The organism is Geodermatophilus sp. DSM 45219 (assembly GCF_900104025.1).
Taxonomy (GTDB): Bacteria; Actinomycetota; Actinomycetes; order Mycobacteriales; family Geodermatophilaceae; genus Geodermatophilus.
The window spans coordinates 88,333-102,917 of record NZ_FNIQ01000010.1; the positions used below are offsets into that span (position 1 = coordinate 88,333).

Consider the following 14,585-nt stretch of genomic DNA (forward strand, 5'->3'; position numbering starts at 1 on the left):
TCAGGGCACGCCGGCACCCTCGGCACCGGCCGTCCAACGGTGACCGGCGGAGGCCGGGCGCACCAGGGACGAAGGTCACTGGCGCAACCCCCTGTTGCGAATCGTGTCCTGACGGTACGAGGGTGAGCGTGGGACCGACGCGAGGAGGTACCCGTGCCGTTCCAGGACCGCAGGGACGCGGGCCGGCAGCTCGGCCGCCGCATGGCGTCGCTGGCCGGCCGCGGGATCGTGGTGCTCGGGCTCCCGCGCGGTGGGGTCCCGGTGGCCGCCGAGGTGGCCCGGGCGGTGGGCGCCCCGCTCGACGTCGTCCTGGTGCGCAAGCTCGGCCTGCCGTCCCGCCCGGAGCTGGCGATGGGCGCGGTCGGCGAGGACGGCGTGGTCGTCGTCAACGACGACGTCCTGCGGGCCGCCCGGGTCGACGCGGCGACGTTCGCCGACGTGGAGCGGCGGGAGCGCGCGGAGCTGGAGCGGCGGGCGCACGCGTTGCGCGGCGACCGGCCGCGGCTGACCCTCGAGGGCCGGACGGCGGTGGTCGTGGACGACGGCGTCGCGACCGGGGCGACTGCACGGGCCGCCTGCGCGGTGGTCCGGGCGCACGGTGCGGCGCGGGTGGTGCTCGCCGTCCCGGTCGCCTCGCCGCGGGCGCTGCACGAGATCGCCCCGGTCGTCGACGAGGTGGTCTGCCTGGAGAGCCCGCAGCGCTTCACCGCGGTCGGGCAGGCCTACGAGGACTTCCGGCCGACCGGGGACGACGAGGTGCTCGCGCTGCTGCAGCGTCCGGCCCCCGTGCCGCGGGACACCCCCGGCCCGCGGGACGACGACGTGGTCGCCGCGGCGGGCCCGGACGGGCTGCCCGGGCACCTCACCGTCCCCGGGCACGCCGGTGGGCTGGTCGTCTTCGCGCACGGCAGCGGCAGCGGCCGGCACAGCCCCCGCAACCGGGCGGTCGCCGAGGTGCTGCAGCGCGCGGGGCTGGCCACGCTGCTGGTCGACCTGCTCACCCCGGCCGAGGAGGCCGCGCGCGGCCCGGTGTTCGACGTCGCCCTGCTGGCCCGCCGGCTGACCTCGGTCGCCCGCTGGGCGGCGGGCGAGCCGGCCTGTGCCGACCTGCCGCTGGGCTACCTGGGCGCCAGCACCGGCGCCGCGGCGGCGCTGGCCGCCGCGGCCGGTGACCCCACCGTGCGCGCGGTGGTCTGCCGGGGCGGGCGGCCCGACCTGGCCGGTGCCGCGCTGGCCGACGTCCGCGCGCCGACGCTGCTCGTCGTCGGCGGCCACGACCAGCAGGTGCTCGAGCTCAACCGGGAGGCGCAGACCCGGCTGCGGTGCACCAACCGGCTGGCCGTCGTCCCCGGCGCCTCGCACCTGTTCGAGGAGCCGGGCACGCTGCAGGCGGTCGCGGAGCTCGCCCGCGACTGGTTCGCCACCCACCTGACCGCGGCCGCCGTTCCGGCGCCGCCGGCCCGGCGGCGGGTCGATCAACCGGCGGAGTAGACGTTGTCCCCGGCCCGTGTGGCGGCCACGGCGTCCTGCAGCAGGGCGGTGAGCGCCTCGTGGTCGACGCGGTCGAGGGAGGTGAACCGGATGCAGCTCTTCCCGCACGACACCCGCCCGAGCCGGTCGGCGCGCGCCTCGGCCAGGTGGGCGCCGTCGACCACCGCGCAGACGTAGAGCGACAGGTGCCGCTTCTGCGCGGCGAGCGCGATCAGCGGCCAGGTCGTCGTCTCCCTCGCCGACCGCGGCCGGTACGGCATGAGCCCGTACCCGAGCATCCGGCCGGAGCCGACGGGGACCACCTGCCGGTCGATGCCCGGCGCGGCCGCGGTGACCAGCGCGTCGACCCGGCGCAGCTCGGCCTCGCGCGGCCCGGCGGCGGCGAACCACTCCTCGACCTCCGCGGACACGGTCGCCTCAGCCCAGCGCGATCGACAGCACCGTCGCCGCGGCGGTGACCAGCAGCGCGACCACCAGCACCGTGGCGACCAGCCGCCGCCGTCGGGCCGCGTCGGGACCGCCGGCCCCGCCCATCCCCATCACGGTCGGCACGCTACCGCCGGGGGTCCGTCACGAGCAGCTGCGCCGCCCCCACAGCAGGGTGTCCAGCGCGGTCCCGACCGGCGTCTCGCGGCGGACCTGCTCCAGCCGGTCGACGTCGAGCAGCCCGGCCACCGGGGCCAGCCGCGCGACGCTGTGCAGGATGGCCGGGTCCTGCGGGCCGCCGACGCCGTGCGCCACGTTGTCGGCGTCGTGGCCGAGGACGAGCAGCCGCCCGCCGGGCCGCAGCCAGCCGACCGCGCGGCGCAGCAGGTCGGTGGCCTCGGCCCCCGGCAGGTGCAGGTAGGCGACGAGCACCAGGTCCAGCGACGCCGGCGGGGCGTCCCAGCCGCGGACGTCGGCGGTCACCCAGGTCACCCGGTCGGCCCCCGGCCGGGCCCGCCCGCGAGCCAGCCCGGCGGCGGAGAAGTCGACCGCCGTCACCCGCCAGCCGCGCCCGGCCAGCCACAGCGCGTGCCGCCCCTCCCCTGCCGCCAGGTCGACCGCGTCGCCGGGCGGGACGTCCCCGAGCAGCTCGGCCACCAGCGCGTTCGGGTCGCCCGACCACTGCTGCTGCGCGGCGTAGCGCGCGTCCCAGTCCGCTGCCTGCACGCACCGCAGTCTTCCATCGCTGGACCGCCGCGGCGCTGAGCTGCGCTCCTCACGCCGGGTCACGGGCGCCGGGCGGGATCCACCCGGACGGGCGACCCGTTCCGGGATGCCGCCCCGGCCCGGCCGCGGCGGTGGGCGTGCGCCCGTCGTCGTCCGGCGGCGCCGCTCCGGTGGCCGCTGCGGCCGGCCTGCTGGTCCTCGCGGCGGGCGCGCTGGTGGCCGCCGGACGGTCCCGGGCCGGCCGGCTCTGACCGCACGGGGCCGGGCACTCCGCTGCGGGGTGCCCGGCCCCCGGCTGCGCCGCCCACCGTTCGTCACACCGCGCTGGCAGGCTCCCGCGCATGACCACGGCCCGCGACCTCGCGCTGCTCCGGCTGGTGGCCCAGCGGGTCGCCGGCCCGCCGCCGGCCTCCCCCGCCGAGGCGGTCCGCCTGCTCACCTGCGTGCAGGGGCAGGACCTGCCCGGCGCGCTGACCTCGGTGGCGCTGCGGACGGCGCAGCGCACGCGGGCCGGGGTGGAGGCGGCACTGGACGCCGGGGAGGTGGTCCGCTCCTGGCCGATGCGCAGCACGCTGCACCTGGTGCCCGCCGAGGACCTGCACTGGCTGCTGGAGCTGTGCGGCCCGCGGGTGCTGGCGGGTGCGGCCCGGCGGCGGGCGGTGCTCGGCCTCACCGAGGACGACACGGAGCGGGCGCGCGAGCTGGTCACCGCGGCGCTGACCGGGGGCCGGCGCTGCAGCCGCACGGAGCTGCTCGCCGCCCTGGCCGACGGCGGGGTCGCCACCACCGGCCAGCGCGGCTACCACCTGCTCTGGTTCCTCTCGCAGACCGGCACCCTCTGCCTCGGGCCGATGGACGGCGGGGAGCAGGCGTTCGTGCTGCTCGACGAGTGGGTGCCCGCGCCGCGGCGGCTCGACCGGGACGCCGCGCTGGCCGAGCTCGCGCTGCGCTACTTCCGCGGGCACGGGCCGGCCACCGTCGCCGACCTCGCGCGGTGGGCCGGGCTGCCGATGGGCGACGTCCGCGCCGGGGTGGCGGCGGTCCGCGACCGGCTGGCCGCGGTCGAGGTCGAGGGCCGCGAGCACCTCGTGGCGCCGGAGACCGCCGACCTGCTCGCCGAGCACCGCGCGCAGGCCGCCGGGCTGTTCCTGCTCCCCGGCTTCGACGAGTTCGTCCTCGGCTACGCCGACCGCAGCTGCGCCGTCCCGCCCGAGTTCGCCGACCGGATCGTGCCCGGCGGCAACGGCGTCTTCCGGCCGACCGTCGTCCACCGGGGGCGGGTGCTCGGCACCTGGGGCTGGCAGGGGCGCGGGGCGAAGCGGACTGTCGCCGCGACCCCGTTCACCACGTTCCCCGACGAGGTCGCGGCCGCCATCCCCGAGGCGGCCGCCGGGCTGCCCTGATGCGGGGGACGCACCGCCGGTCGGACCCGCGCAGGGCCGGTCCCGCAGGACCGGCAGTGCACGAGGAACCCCGGCACTGCCGCCGGCCGACCGCGCTCAGCCCGGCAGCTGCTGTGCGAACCCCTCGAGGTCGTCGAGCACCAGCCCGGCGCCGAGCGGGCCGATCGCCAGGAACCAGCGGTCGTCGCTGACCTCGAACGCGCGGCCCTGCTGCACCGCCGAGAGGCCCTGCCACAGCCCGCCGGAGGTGATCTGCCCGGCAGCGGTCCGTCCCTCGTCGCCGTAGGAGGCGGAGAAGACCAGGTCGCCGTCGGCCTGGCCGATCAGCTCCGGGCTGACCTCGACGAAGGTCTCGGTGGTGCGCTGCACCTCGGGCCGCGCGAACCCGACGTCGCCGAGGACGTCGCCGATGAACGAGCCCTCCCCGTAGAGCCGGACGGCCGAGCCGTCGAGGAAGCGGACCATGCTCACCTCGGTGGCCGCCGGGTCGCCGTACAGCGCCCCCACCTCGGCGGCGCGCGCCTCGTACTCGGTGAGCAGCTGCTCGGCCTCGTCCGTGCGGCCCAGTGCCTCGCCGGCGAGCCGCAGGTTGTCCTCCCAGGTCTCCCCGATGGCCTCGGCGAAGACGGTGGGCGCGATCGCCGACAGCCGGTCGTAGATGTCGGCGTGCCGGACGGAGTTGGACAGGATGAGGTCGGGCTCGAGGGCGGCGATCTCCTCGAGGGCCGGCTCGGCGATCGTGCCGACGTTCTCGATCGCGGCCGGGTCGACGCCGGCGTCCTCGATGTAGGCCGGCAGCTCGTCGCTGACCCCGGTGCGCACCGCGCCGACGGGGGTGACGCCCAGGGCCAGCACGGCGTCGAGCTCCCCGGTGTCCAGGACGACCACCCGCTCCGGGGTGCCGGTGACCTCCGTGGTGCCGGCGGCGTGCTCCACGGTGCGCACCTGCTCGGCGGCGGAGGTCTCCGCCGACGCCGTCGTCGCCCCGTCCCCCGACCCGCAGCCGGCCAGGACCAGCCCCGACGCCACTGCCAGCGTTCCCCACGTCGTCCGCACCGCCGCCTCCTCCCGGAGCCGGCACCTCCGACTCCGGGGAGAACTTAGGGCAGCCTTGCCTATGCCGGGTTGGCGGGGTCGGCCCGCTCGACGACGAAGACCGGGATCTCCCGGTCGGTCCGCTGCTGGTACTCCGCGTAGGCGGGGTAGGCGGCCACGGCGCGCTCCCACCAGTGCCGCTTCTCCTCGCCGGTCACCTCGCGGGCCACGCCGTCCCACGGGTCGGGCCCGTCCTGCACGGAGACCTGGTCAGGGTGGGCCCGCAGGTTGGCCACCCAGGCCGGGTCCTTCGGCGCACCGCCCTGGGAGCCGACCATCGCGTAGGCGCCCTCGTGCTCCACCCGCATGAGCGCCTGCTTGCGCACCTTGCCGCTCCTGGCGCCCCGGGTGCTGAAGACCGCCACCGGGAGCCCGGTGTCGCGCAGCGTGTTGGCCTCCCGGCCCCCGGTCGCCTCGTAGCGCTCGACCTGCTCGCGCACCCAGGCCTCGGGGCTCGGCTCGTACTCACCTTCCAGCGGCATGCCCCGACCGTAAGCGGGCTACCGGCGCCCGGCCTGCGGAGCGGTGAAGTCGATGGTGTGCGGCACGAAGAAGCTCAGGTTGTCGGTGATGAGCCCGTCGCTCTCCCGGATGCCCAACCCCGCCGGCTCCCCGTCGACCACCCAGGCGCCCAGCACCGGATGGTGCGGCCCGTCGACCCCGGCGAAGTCCGGCAGCGGCGCGAACTCCTGCACGACCCAGCCCTCGGTGCCGTAGCGGCCGGGCAGCTCGAGGTCCACCACGCCGTCGCGCACCACCTGCACGTTCGCGCCCTCCCGGCCCCACAGCGGCTTGCGCACGAAGGTCCGCCAGGAGGAGGGCACCTCGTCGGCGAAGTAGGCCGGCAGCAGCAGCGGGGACAGCGCCGGGTCGCTGCCGAACAGCTGCCACAGCACCGGGAGCAGCGCCTTGGTGCTCCACAGCATCTTGTAGGCGGGCTCCACCCACGTCGTCCCCCCGGGGCGCGCGGCGTCGGCGAGGACGGCGGCGCCGAACTCGTCCTCGATCAGCCACTCCCAGGGGTAGAGCTTGAAGACGACGTCGAGGTGGCGGCCCTGCGGGTCGTAGAAGCGCCCGTCGCCGTCGTCGAGCGCGATGTCCTCGACGACCAGCTCGATCGCCTCGTAGCCGGCCTGGACGACGGTGTCCATGAGGTAGGCGACCGTCATCCGGTCCTCGCCTGAGCGCTCCTCCGACGTCCAGGCCAGGTGCACCCGCGGGCGGACGCCGCTGCGCCGCTCCCAGCGCAGCAGGTTGCGCTGCCAGGCCGCCACCAGCCGGTCGTGCAGGGCGTTCCACTGGTCGGCGCCCTGGCCGGTGAACAGGTGCCAGTTCCACTGGGTGACGGCGGACTCCACCAGGCCGGTCGGGGTGTCGGCGTTGAACTCCAGCAGCTTCGGCGGGCCCTGCCCGTCGTAGCGCAGGTCGAAGCGGCCGTAGACGCTGGGCGGCTCGAGCTCCCAGGTGCGGCGGATCTCCGGCCGGGCGATCGGCGGGATGCCCATCCGCTCGAACAGGTCGTGCTCGACGACGTGGTCGCCGGCGGCCACGCACATCTCGAACAGCTGGGCGACCCAGCCCTCCAGCCGCTGCACCTCGGCCATCGTGAAGTCGTAGAACGGCCCCTCGCGCCAGTAGCTGCGCACCTCGCCGCCGGGGGTCGTCGTCCGGTTGTAGACCAGGCCCTGCGCCTCGATCTCGGCCTCCCACCCCGGGCGGACCACCCCCGCCTCGACGCGCCTCACTCTCCAGTCCTCTCCTCGCCCGGGTCCAGCGGCCCCGTCCCGGGTCCCGCCCCGGGCCTGCGAAGGGTGGGGAGGACGGGGTCCTCCTTCAGCTGCCCGCGCCGACGCCCGTGCGGGTGTTCGAGCCGCCGCCCACGCCCGAGCCGATCCCGCCGGTGACCCGGGTGCCCGGAGCGACCCGGCCGGTCGAGGGCAGCCCGGCGCGCTGGCGGGCCTGGGTGTCGGTCGGGTTGATCCGGGTGCCGCCGCTGGGCAGCACCGTGCCGACCGGCAGCCCGGGGCGGAAGCCGCCGAGGTAGAGGAAGAACAGCCCCGCGCCGGGGCCGCGGTAGTCGTCGTCGCAGAACTCCTCGTCGACGATCTCGCCCTCCTCGTTGGTGCAGTAGGCGACCTGCTCCTGGTCCTGCTCGTCCTCCTCCGTGCCGCAGGCGGCCAGGAAGCCGGTGGCCGCGGTCGCCAGCACCGTCGTCGTCAGTGCGCTGCGGACGCGGTTGGAGACCGCCATGTGCCCTCCCGGGGTCGCAGGGGTGTGGACCGACCCTAGATCGCTCCGGTCGTCAGGTGGCCGCCGCCGCACCCGGGTGCCGGATCCGGATCGGGGTCGTACGGTCCACTGGCCAGAGTCCGCACGTCCCCGTGGAGGTGGCGGTGTCCGATCGGCAACCCCCCGAGATGGCCCAGGTGGCCGGCGAGACCGGGGCCAAGAAGATCCACCGGACGTGGGACCGCGTGCTGGTCAGCGCCTTCCTCGGTGGGGCCTACATCGCCTTCGGCGCCCTCGTGGCGATCACCGTCTCCTCCGGCCTGGACCCCGCCACCTGGGGCACCCTGCCGACGCTCTTCATGGGCGCCGCCTTCACCCTGGGTCTGGTCCTCGTGCTCGTCGCGGGGTCCGACCTCGCCACCGGCAACATGATGCTGGTCCCGCTCGGCGCCATGCAGGGGCGACTGACCACGGGCGACGTCGCCAAGAACCTCACGCTGGTGCTGCTCGGCAACCTGATCGGCGCGGTGTTCGTGGCGTACTTCCTCGCGGTCTCCACCGGCGTGATCGGCGACCCCGACAGCAGCGGCAGCGCCCTGCTGACCCACGAGCGGCTGGCCCAGATCGCGGAGGGCAAGGCGTCCGGGCACACCGCCTGGGAGACCTTCCTCCGCGGCGTCGGCTGCAACTGGCTGGTCTGCCTGGCGGTCTGGATGTCCCTGGCCGCGACCACGGTCTCGGGCAAGGTCCTCGCGATCTTCCTGCCCGTGATGGCCTTCGTGGCGATGGGCTTCGACCACGTCGTGGCCAACATGTTCTTCCTGCCGGCCGCGGTCTTCGCCGGCGTCCCGGACCTGGGCTGGGGCGACGTGCTGCTCAACTGGCTGCTCGCCGGCGTGGGCAACCTCGTCGGCGCGGTCGTCTTCGTCGCGACGTCCTACTGGTACCTGTTCCTCCGCGACGAGCCGGCCGAACAGCCGAGCCGGACGCCGGTCGGCGGAGAGGCCGCCGAACGCGCATGAGCCGGCCCGGCGCGGGGCACCGCCGCCCGGGATGGCACCGCTCCCGCGTGCCACGCGCGAGGGAGGCTGCCCGGTCATGAGGTACAGCGAGGGAGCCGACCTCGACCCGTCGGGCGTGCGGGACCGGCGGCGCGGTGGTGGCATGCGCGGCGGCCGCGGGGTGGCCGTCGGCGGCGGCGGGCTGGGGCTGGTCGGCGTCCTGGTCCTCGTGCTCTTCCAGGTCCTCGGCGGTGGTGGGGACGGCGGGACCGGCGCGGCGCTGGGCCAGCTGAGCGGGCTCGCGCAGGGCGAGACCGCCGACAACGGCCAGCTGGAGCAGCAGTGCCGGACCGGCGCCGACGCCAACGAGTCGGTGGACTGCGCGGTCGTGGCCGACATCGAGTCGATCCAGGACTACTGGGCCGGTGTGCTCGGCGCGGACTACCGGCCGACCCAGACCGTCTTCTTCAACGGCTCGGTGCAGACCGCCTGCGGTGGGGCGACCAGCGGCTCGGGGCCCTTCTACTGCCCGGCCGACCAGCTGGTCTACATCGACCTGTCCTTCTTCGACACGCTGCAGCAGCAGTTCGGCGCGCAGGGCGGGCTGTTCGTCAACGCCTACGTCATCGCGCACGAGTACGCCCACCACGTGCAGAACCTGCTCGGGATCAACCAGCAGGTGACCCCGGGCGCGACCGGGCCGCTCAGTGGCACCGTGCGGCTGGAGCTGCAGGCCGACTGCTTCGCCGGGGCGTGGGCGAACCACGCCGAGACGGTGCCCGACGAGTCCGGCCAGCCGCTGATCGCCGAGATCACCCAGGACGACGTCGACCGGGCGCTGGACGCCGCGGCCCGCATCGGCGACGACTTCATCCAGGCGAACCTGGGCAGCGGCACCGTCGACCAGGACGCCTTCAGCCACGGCACCTCCGAGCAGCGCCAGCGCTGGTTCCTCACCGGCTACGAGACCGGTGACCCCGCGCAGTGCGACACCTTCGCCACCGACGACCTCGGCTAGAGGCCCCCCTGCAGGGCCCCGGCGCGAGCCTGCGAGCGGTGGGGGGCAGGGGGGTCCTTCTGCTCGTCGGCCTCGACCGCGGCGTTCCAGGCGGCCTTCTCCGCGCGCCAGCCCTCGTCGGTGCGGCCCAGCCGCCAGTAGCCCGACGCGGAGAGCTGCTCGCGGGGCACCGCGTGCTCGGCGCGCAGGAACCGGCGCAGCTCGCGGACGAAGCCGGCCTCGCCGTGCACGAAGGCGTGCACCGACCCGGCGGGCAGCGCGGCCCCGCGGACGGCCGCGACCAGCGCGTCGCCGGGCGCCCCGGCGCGGTGCACCCAGGTCAGCTCCACGCCGTGGGGCACCGGCAGCGGCTGCTCCTCGGCGGCGTCGGCGACCTCGACGAAGACCCGCGCCGTCGCCCCCGCGGGCAGCCGCTCGACCGAGGCGGCGATCGCCGGGAGCGCCGTCTCGTCACCGGCCAGCAGGTGCCAGTCGACGTCCCCGCTGGGCTCGTACGCGCCGCCGGGTCCCAGCAGCTGCACCCGGTCACCCGGCTGGGCCGCCTGGGCCCACGGACCGGCCAGCCCCTCGTCCCCGTGGACGACGACGTCGAGGACCAGCTCGCCGGCGGCGGGGTCCCAGGCGCGCACGGTGTAGGTGCGCAGGCACGGCCACAGCTCACGGGGGTGCTCGGCCTGGACGGCGTCCACGTCGAACGGCGCGGCGTACGGGGCGCCGGCCGGCGGGAGCACCAGCTTCACGTAGGCGTCGGTGGACGTGGGCGCGAAGCCGGCGAGGCCGTCGCCCCCGAGCACGACCCGGACCAGGTGCGGGGTCGGGCGGGAGGTCCGCAGCACGGTCGCCAGCCGGGGCGTGCGCGGGCGGCGCGGGGCCTGGTCGGCCATGTCGGGGGCTCCCTCCGGTCGGACGAACACAGGTGAGGCTCACCTTAGTAGGCCTCCCTGGGAGGGGCTGTCCCGAGTGGCCTGCCAGGCGTCACCGGGCCCGCCAGGGGTGCCGGTGGGCCACACCCGGGCCGCGCGGCGTCCCGGGCGCCGGTGCTGTTCCGTGCAGCACGTTCCGGGGCCACCGCCGCCAGGCGATGTGTGGGTGATCGTTTGGCGGGTATCGCCTCGCCGACCCTGACATCGCCGAGGAGGAACGATGACTCACTCGATCGACACCCCGTTCCCGCCGCCGCCCTCCACCGGCGCGGGAGCGACCAGCGGAAGTGCGACCACCAGTACGACCTCGAGCTCCCCCTCGACCAGCGACGTGGCCCGGGACGAGGCGCGCAACGTGGGCCAGACCGCCGCACAGGCCGGCAGCCAGGTCGCCTCGACCGCGGCCGACCAGGCCAAGGAGGTCGTCGGCGAGGCCAGGCACCAGGCTCAGGACCTGCTCCAGCAGGGCCGCCAGCAGCTGCGGCAGCAGACCGTCTCCCAGCAGCAGAAGGCCGCCCAGGGCCTGCAGGGCCTGGCCCAGCAGCTGCGCGGCATGGCCCAGGGCGAGGCCCCGGCCCCCGGCCCCGCCCGCGACCTGGTCGAGCAGGCGACGGATTACGTGGAGCGGTTCGCGGACCGGTTGCAGAACCGCGAGCCGGCCGACCTGCTCGACGACGTCCGCGCCTTCGCCCGCCGCCGGCCCGGCTCCTTCCTCCTGGGCGCCGCGCTCGCCGGTGTCCTCGCCGGCCGGCTCACCAGCGGCGTGAAGGCCGCCCACAGCGACAGCTCGTCGAGCAGCAGTGGGCAGCAGTACCGCACCGGCTACGCGCAGACCAACTACGTCGACCCGGCGCCGGCCTACTCCGGCTACACCGAGACGACGAGCTACGAGACCACGGGCTACGAGACGCCCACGACCGGCACCCCGGTCCCGCCGCCGCCGTACGGCACGGTGCCGCCCGCCGGTGCCGCCGTCCCGCCCACCACGCCGGCCGGCTGGGACGACCCGGCCCGCCGCCCCGGCCAGGGGGTCTGACCGATGAGCTCTCCCTACTCCGGCGCGACGCCGGTCGGCTCGTCGGGCCAGGACCCGTACGCCCAGGGCACCCAGGACCCGTACGGCCAGGCGAACTACACCGTCTCCCCCGACGAGGCCTACGGCTCGCACAGCGGCACCGTGGGTACGCCCACGACCGCCGAGGGGCGCCCGGACGTCGAGGGCACCTCGGTCGGGCAGCTGTTCGGTGAGCTGGCCAAGGACCTCTCCACGCTGATGCGCCAGGAGGTCGCCCTCGCCAAGGCCGAGGTCCAGGCCGAGGCCAAGAAGGCCGGCAAGGGCGTCGGTCTCATGGTGTACGCCGGCCTGGCCGGGTTCCTCACGCTGCTCTTCCTGTCCCACTCGCTGATGTGGTTCCTGGAGAACCTCATGGACGCCGGCCTGGCTGCGCTCATCGTGGCCGTGCTGTGGGGCATCGCCGCCGCCGTGGGGCTGAGCATGGGGCGCAAGGCGCTCAAGCAGGTGAACCCGAAGCCGGAACGCACCATGGACACCCTCTCGGACGTCCCCGGCGCCCTGAAGCCCAACTGACCCTCGGCCCCAGGCCCCCATCAGACATCGGAGTACGTGACATGACCACGAGCAACGACCCCGACGCCATCCGCCGGCAGATCGAGCAGACCCAGCGCGAGCTGAGCTACGACGTCGACGCCCTCAACGAGAAGGTGAACCCCTCCCGCGTCATGGACCGTCGGGTCAGCGCGGCCAAGGGCCGGTTCAGCACCATCAAGGACCGGGTCATGGGCAGCGCCCACGACACCCGCTCCTCGGCCCAGTACCGCACGCAGAGCGCCGCCGGCACGGTGCAGGGCCGGGCGCAGGATGCCGCGGGCACCGTGCAGGACAAGGCGCAGAACGCCGCCGAGTCCGTGCAGGGGGCCGCGCAGCAGGCCGCGCACGCGGTGCAGCAGGCGCCGGACACCATAGTCCGGCAGGCCCAGGGCAACCCGCTGGCCGCGGGCCTCATCGCCTTCGGCGTCGGCTGGCTGGTCTCCAGCCTCCTGCCGGCCTCGGAGAAGGAGCGCCAGCTGGCCCAGCAGGCCGAGAGCGCCGTCCGCGAGCACAAGGACGAGCTCCTCGCCCCCGCCAAGCAGGCTGCGCAGGAAGTGGGCGAGCAGCTGAAGCCGGCCGCGCAGCAGGCGGTCGACGAGGTCAAGTCCACCGCGCAGGGCGCCGCCCAGACCGTCAAGGACGAGGGTCAGTCCGCCGCGCAGGACGTCAAGGGCCAGGCGCAGGACTCCCGCCAGTCGGTGCAGAGCCAGGCGCGCAGCTGAAGAAGGACCCCGTCCTCCTCACCGCTCGCAAGCTCGCGGTGAGCCTCTGGACGGGGCCGCTGCACCACGGCGCCCCGCCGGGTCTCCCCGGCGGGGCGCTGTGCTGTCGCCTGTTCGGGTGAGCCCGGATCAGCCCGGCTGCAGCTCGCCAGCCGAGGTGCCGAGGTGGACGGGGACGACACCGCCCGACCCAGGGAGCCCCGACCGTGCCGACCGCCCCGCCGCGCGTCCTGGTCGCCGACGACGAGGACGACATCCGCGCCCTGGTGGCCCTCGCCGTCCGCCGTGCCGGGTGCACGGTCGCCACCGAGGTGGCCGACGGGCCCCGGGCGCTCGCCGCGGCGCGCACCGACCCGCCCGACCTCGCCGTCCTGGACGTCTCCATGCCGGGCGCGACGGGGCTGGAGGTCTGCGCCGCCCTCCGCCGCGACCCGGCCACGGCCGGTGTGCCGGTGCTGCTGCTGTCGGCCGGTGCCTCCCCCGACGACGTCGCCCGCGGCCTGGCCGCCGGCGCCGACGCCTACCTGGCCAAGCCGTTCTCGGTCGCCGGGCTGGTCGCCCGGGTGCGCGAGCTCACCACGGCGGTGACCGCGTGACCGCCGTCGACGACCCGCACACCACGACCGGCCTGGCCGCCGAGGTCGCCCGGCTGCGGGCGGCGAACGCAGCCCTGCTGGCGCAGATGCAGCACCGGGACGACGAGCTCGAGGTCGCGACGCGGATGCTGCAGGCCCGGGCGCAGACGATGACCAGCGTCATCGACGCGGTCACCGAGCAGTCGATCATCGGCACCGACGTCGACGGCGTCGTCCGCGTGTGGAACCCCGGCGCCGAGCGGATGCTGGGCCTGCCCCGCGCCGACGTCGTCCGCAGGCGGTCGATCACCGAGTTCCACCTGCCCGAGGAGCTCGAGGAGGCCGGCGGCGGGCTGGCCGCCCTGGTGCGGACCGCGCAGGAGCAGGGCAGCGACGTCCGGGACTGGACCTACGTCGCCGCGGACGGCGGAGAGCTCACCGTCTCGGTCGCGGTGACCCCGCGTACCGACGACAGCGGCGGGCACGCCGGCTGGAACTTCGTCGGCACCGACATGACCGAGGCCCGCGCGACCGAGCGGATGAAGGACCAGTTCGTGAGCCTCATCAGCCACGAGCTGCGCACCCCGCTGACCTCGATCCTGGGCTACCTGGAACTCGTCCTCGACGACCCGGAGCTCGGCGAGGAGGCCCGCGGCTACCTGGGCACGGTCGACCGCAACGCCCAGCGGCTGCTGCGGCTGGTCGGCGACCTGCTGTTCACCGCGCAGGTGGACGCCGGCCGGTTCAGTCTCCAGCCCGAGGACGTCGACCTGGCCGCCGTCGTCCGCGCCGCGGAGGAGTCCGCCCGGGTGACCGCGGCGGCGACCGGGGTCGAGGTCGTGCTCGACGTGCCGGACGAGGGCGTCGTGGTGCCCGGCGACGCCGTCCGGCTCGGGCAGGCCTGCGACAACCTGGTCTCCAACGCGGTGAAGTTCACCCCGCACGGCGGCCGGGTGACCCTCGGCCTGCGGGCGGCCTGGCGCACCGCCGACGGCACGGTCGTCGACGTCCCGCAGGACGGCGCCTCGCCCGTGGCCCGGCTGAAGGTCGACGACACCGGCGTCGGGATCCCCGCCGGGGAGCAGGGCCAGCTGTTCGCCCGGTTCTTCCGCGCATCGACCGCCCGGCGCCACGCCGTGCCGGGGGTCGGGCTCGGCCTGGCCATCACCCGGGCCATCACCACCGCGCACGGGGGGACCCTCGAGGTCAGCAGCGTCGAGGGACGCGGCACCACGTTCACCCTGACCCTGCCGCGCTGAGCTCCGCGGAGGGCTTGCGGATCTCTTGCGGTTGGTGGGCGGGTGGCCTGCGGAAGGGCCCGCAGAGTCGTTCCTGACGCCGGATCACCCCGACCCCGGCCCCGAGGC

17 protein-coding genes are annotated in these 14,585 nt (G+C 75.7%); 9 read left to right on the forward strand and 8 right to left on the reverse strand.

The features are described from left to right. The first annotated feature begins 153 nt into the window (after positions 1-153). Positions 154-1,491: a phosphoribosyltransferase family protein gene (locus tag BLR12_RS23710; protein WP_091383130.1), complete on the forward strand. Its 1,338-nt coding sequence runs from the start codon at positions 154-156 to the stop codon at positions 1,489-1,491. Here BLR12_RS23710 and BLR12_RS23715 read toward each other — a convergent pair. From BLR12_RS23715 to BLR12_RS23720, 3 genes are read right to left on the reverse strand one after another with little or no spacing between them, the layout of a single operon-like run. Then, entirely contained in the window at positions 1,476-1,901 is a 426-nt protein-coding gene (locus BLR12_RS23715; RefSeq protein ID WP_091383133.1) for a DUF1801 domain-containing protein, read from the reverse strand. The genes BLR12_RS23710 and BLR12_RS23715 overlap by 16 nt on opposite strands. Before the next feature lie 7 nt (positions 1,902-1,908). Next, positions 1,909-2,034 (reverse strand): hypothetical protein, encoded by a 126-nt coding sequence (locus BLR12_RS25445; protein WP_255363737.1) that lies wholly within the window; start codon positions 2,032-2,034, stop codon positions 1,909-1,911. A 27-nt stretch (positions 2,035-2,061) separates the two neighbouring features. Continuing rightward, entirely contained in the window at positions 2,062-2,643 is a 582-nt protein-coding gene (locus BLR12_RS23720) for a class I SAM-dependent methyltransferase (protein WP_091383135.1), read from the reverse strand. A gap of 341 nt (positions 2,644-2,984) precedes the next feature. Between BLR12_RS23720 and BLR12_RS23725 the strand changes: the two genes are divergently transcribed. Then, on the forward strand, positions 2,985-4,046 hold the full coding sequence (locus BLR12_RS23725) for a winged helix DNA-binding domain-containing protein (protein WP_091383137.1): 1,062 nt from the start codon (positions 2,985-2,987) through the stop codon (positions 4,044-4,046). A gap of 96 nt (positions 4,047-4,142) precedes the next feature. Here the strand turns inward: BLR12_RS23725 and BLR12_RS23730 are convergent, their stop codons facing one another. From BLR12_RS23730 to BLR12_RS23745, 4 genes are all read right to left on the reverse strand, one after another. Continuing rightward, on the reverse strand, positions 4,143-5,102 hold the full coding sequence (locus tag BLR12_RS23730; RefSeq protein ID WP_091383138.1) for an ABC transporter substrate-binding protein: 960 nt from the start codon (positions 5,100-5,102) through the stop codon (positions 4,143-4,145). A 59-nt stretch (positions 5,103-5,161) separates the two neighbouring features. Further along, complete coding sequence (locus tag BLR12_RS23735; protein WP_091383140.1) at positions 5,162-5,623, reverse strand: nitroreductase family deazaflavin-dependent oxidoreductase; 462 nt, start codon at positions 5,621-5,623, stop codon at positions 5,162-5,164. 18 nt (positions 5,624-5,641) lie between these two features. After that, the gene (locus tag BLR12_RS23740; RefSeq protein WP_255363738.1) at positions 5,642-6,886 is read right to left on the reverse strand and encodes a glutathionylspermidine synthase family protein; all 1,245 of its coding nucleotides are present in this window, start codon (positions 6,884-6,886) and stop codon (positions 5,642-5,644) included. A gap of 88 nt (positions 6,887-6,974) precedes the next feature. Further along, entirely contained in the window at positions 6,975-7,391 is a 417-nt protein-coding gene (locus tag BLR12_RS23745) for a hypothetical protein (RefSeq protein WP_091383142.1), read from the reverse strand. Positions 7,392-7,534: 143 nt separating this feature from the next. On the opposite strand from BLR12_RS23745, the gene BLR12_RS23750 reads away from it, so the two are divergent. Together BLR12_RS23750 and BLR12_RS23755 are read left to right on the forward strand one after the other, a co-directional pair. Then, a complete protein-coding gene (locus tag BLR12_RS23750; RefSeq protein WP_091383165.1) occupies positions 7,535-8,392 on the forward strand; it encodes a formate/nitrite transporter family protein in 858 nt (285 codons plus the stop codon). A gap of 76 nt (positions 8,393-8,468) precedes the next feature. Further along, the gene (locus BLR12_RS23755; RefSeq protein ID WP_091383143.1) at positions 8,469-9,389 is read left to right on the forward strand and encodes a KPN_02809 family neutral zinc metallopeptidase; all 921 of its coding nucleotides are present in this window, start codon (positions 8,469-8,471) and stop codon (positions 9,387-9,389) included. Here BLR12_RS23755 and BLR12_RS23760 read toward each other — a convergent pair. Then, a complete protein-coding gene (locus BLR12_RS23760; RefSeq protein WP_091383166.1) occupies positions 9,386-10,273 on the reverse strand; it encodes a siderophore-interacting protein in 888 nt (295 codons plus the stop codon). The genes BLR12_RS23755 and BLR12_RS23760 overlap by 4 nt on opposite strands. 259 nt (positions 10,274-10,532) lie before the next feature. On the opposite strand from BLR12_RS23760, the gene BLR12_RS23765 reads away from it, so the two are divergent. From BLR12_RS23765 to BLR12_RS23785, 5 genes are all read left to right on the forward strand, one after another. Next, positions 10,533-11,348 (forward strand): hypothetical protein, encoded by an 816-nt coding sequence (locus BLR12_RS23765; RefSeq protein WP_091383145.1) that lies wholly within the window; start codon positions 10,533-10,535, stop codon positions 11,346-11,348. A 3-nt stretch (positions 11,349-11,351) separates the two neighbouring features. Continuing rightward, positions 11,352-11,900, forward strand: a complete 549-nt coding sequence (locus tag BLR12_RS23770) for a phage holin family protein (protein ID WP_091383147.1) — start codon at positions 11,352-11,354, stop codon at positions 11,898-11,900. Between the two features lie 41 nt (positions 11,901-11,941). Further along, positions 11,942-12,643: a DUF3618 domain-containing protein gene (locus BLR12_RS23775; RefSeq protein WP_091383149.1), complete on the forward strand. Its 702-nt coding sequence runs from the start codon at positions 11,942-11,944 to the stop codon at positions 12,641-12,643. A 206-nt stretch (positions 12,644-12,849) separates the two neighbouring features. After that, positions 12,850-13,239, forward strand: coding sequence for a response regulator transcription factor (locus BLR12_RS23780; RefSeq protein WP_091383151.1), 390 nt, complete (start codon positions 12,850-12,852; stop codon positions 13,237-13,239). Then, positions 13,236-14,477, forward strand: coding sequence for a PAS domain-containing sensor histidine kinase (locus BLR12_RS23785; RefSeq protein ID WP_218120805.1), 1,242 nt, complete (start codon positions 13,236-13,238; stop codon positions 14,475-14,477). The genes BLR12_RS23780 and BLR12_RS23785 overlap by 4 nt, the downstream gene beginning before the upstream one ends. The last annotated feature ends 108 nt before the right edge of the window (positions 14,478-14,585 follow it).

Bases quoted from the DNA above. Each gene is read 5' to 3' on its own strand.
- BLR12_RS23725 (WP_091383137.1), top strand. From the start codon at position 2,985: ATGACCACGGCCCGCGACCTCGCGCTGCTCCGGCTGGTGGCCCAGCGG.
- BLR12_RS23735 (WP_091383140.1), bottom strand. From the start codon at position 5,623: ATGCCGCTGGAAGGTGAGTACGAGCCGAGCCCCGAGGCCTGGGTGCGC.
- BLR12_RS23745 (WP_091383142.1), bottom strand. From the start codon at position 7,391: ATGGCGGTCTCCAACCGCGTCCGCAGCGCACTGACGACGACGGTGCTG.
- BLR12_RS23755 (WP_091383143.1), top strand. From the start codon at position 8,469: ATGAGGTACAGCGAGGGAGCCGACCTCGACCCGTCGGGCGTGCGGGAC.
- BLR12_RS23760 (WP_091383166.1), bottom strand. From the start codon at position 10,273: ATGGCCGACCAGGCCCCGCGCCGCCCGCGCACGCCCCGGCTGGCGACC.
- BLR12_RS23765 (WP_091383145.1), top strand. From the start codon at position 10,533: ATGACTCACTCGATCGACACCCCGTTCCCGCCGCCGCCCTCCACCGGC.
- BLR12_RS23770 (WP_091383147.1), top strand. From the start codon at position 11,352: ATGAGCTCTCCCTACTCCGGCGCGACGCCGGTCGGCTCGTCGGGCCAG.
- BLR12_RS23775 (WP_091383149.1), top strand. From the start codon at position 11,942: ATGACCACGAGCAACGACCCCGACGCCATCCGCCGGCAGATCGAGCAG.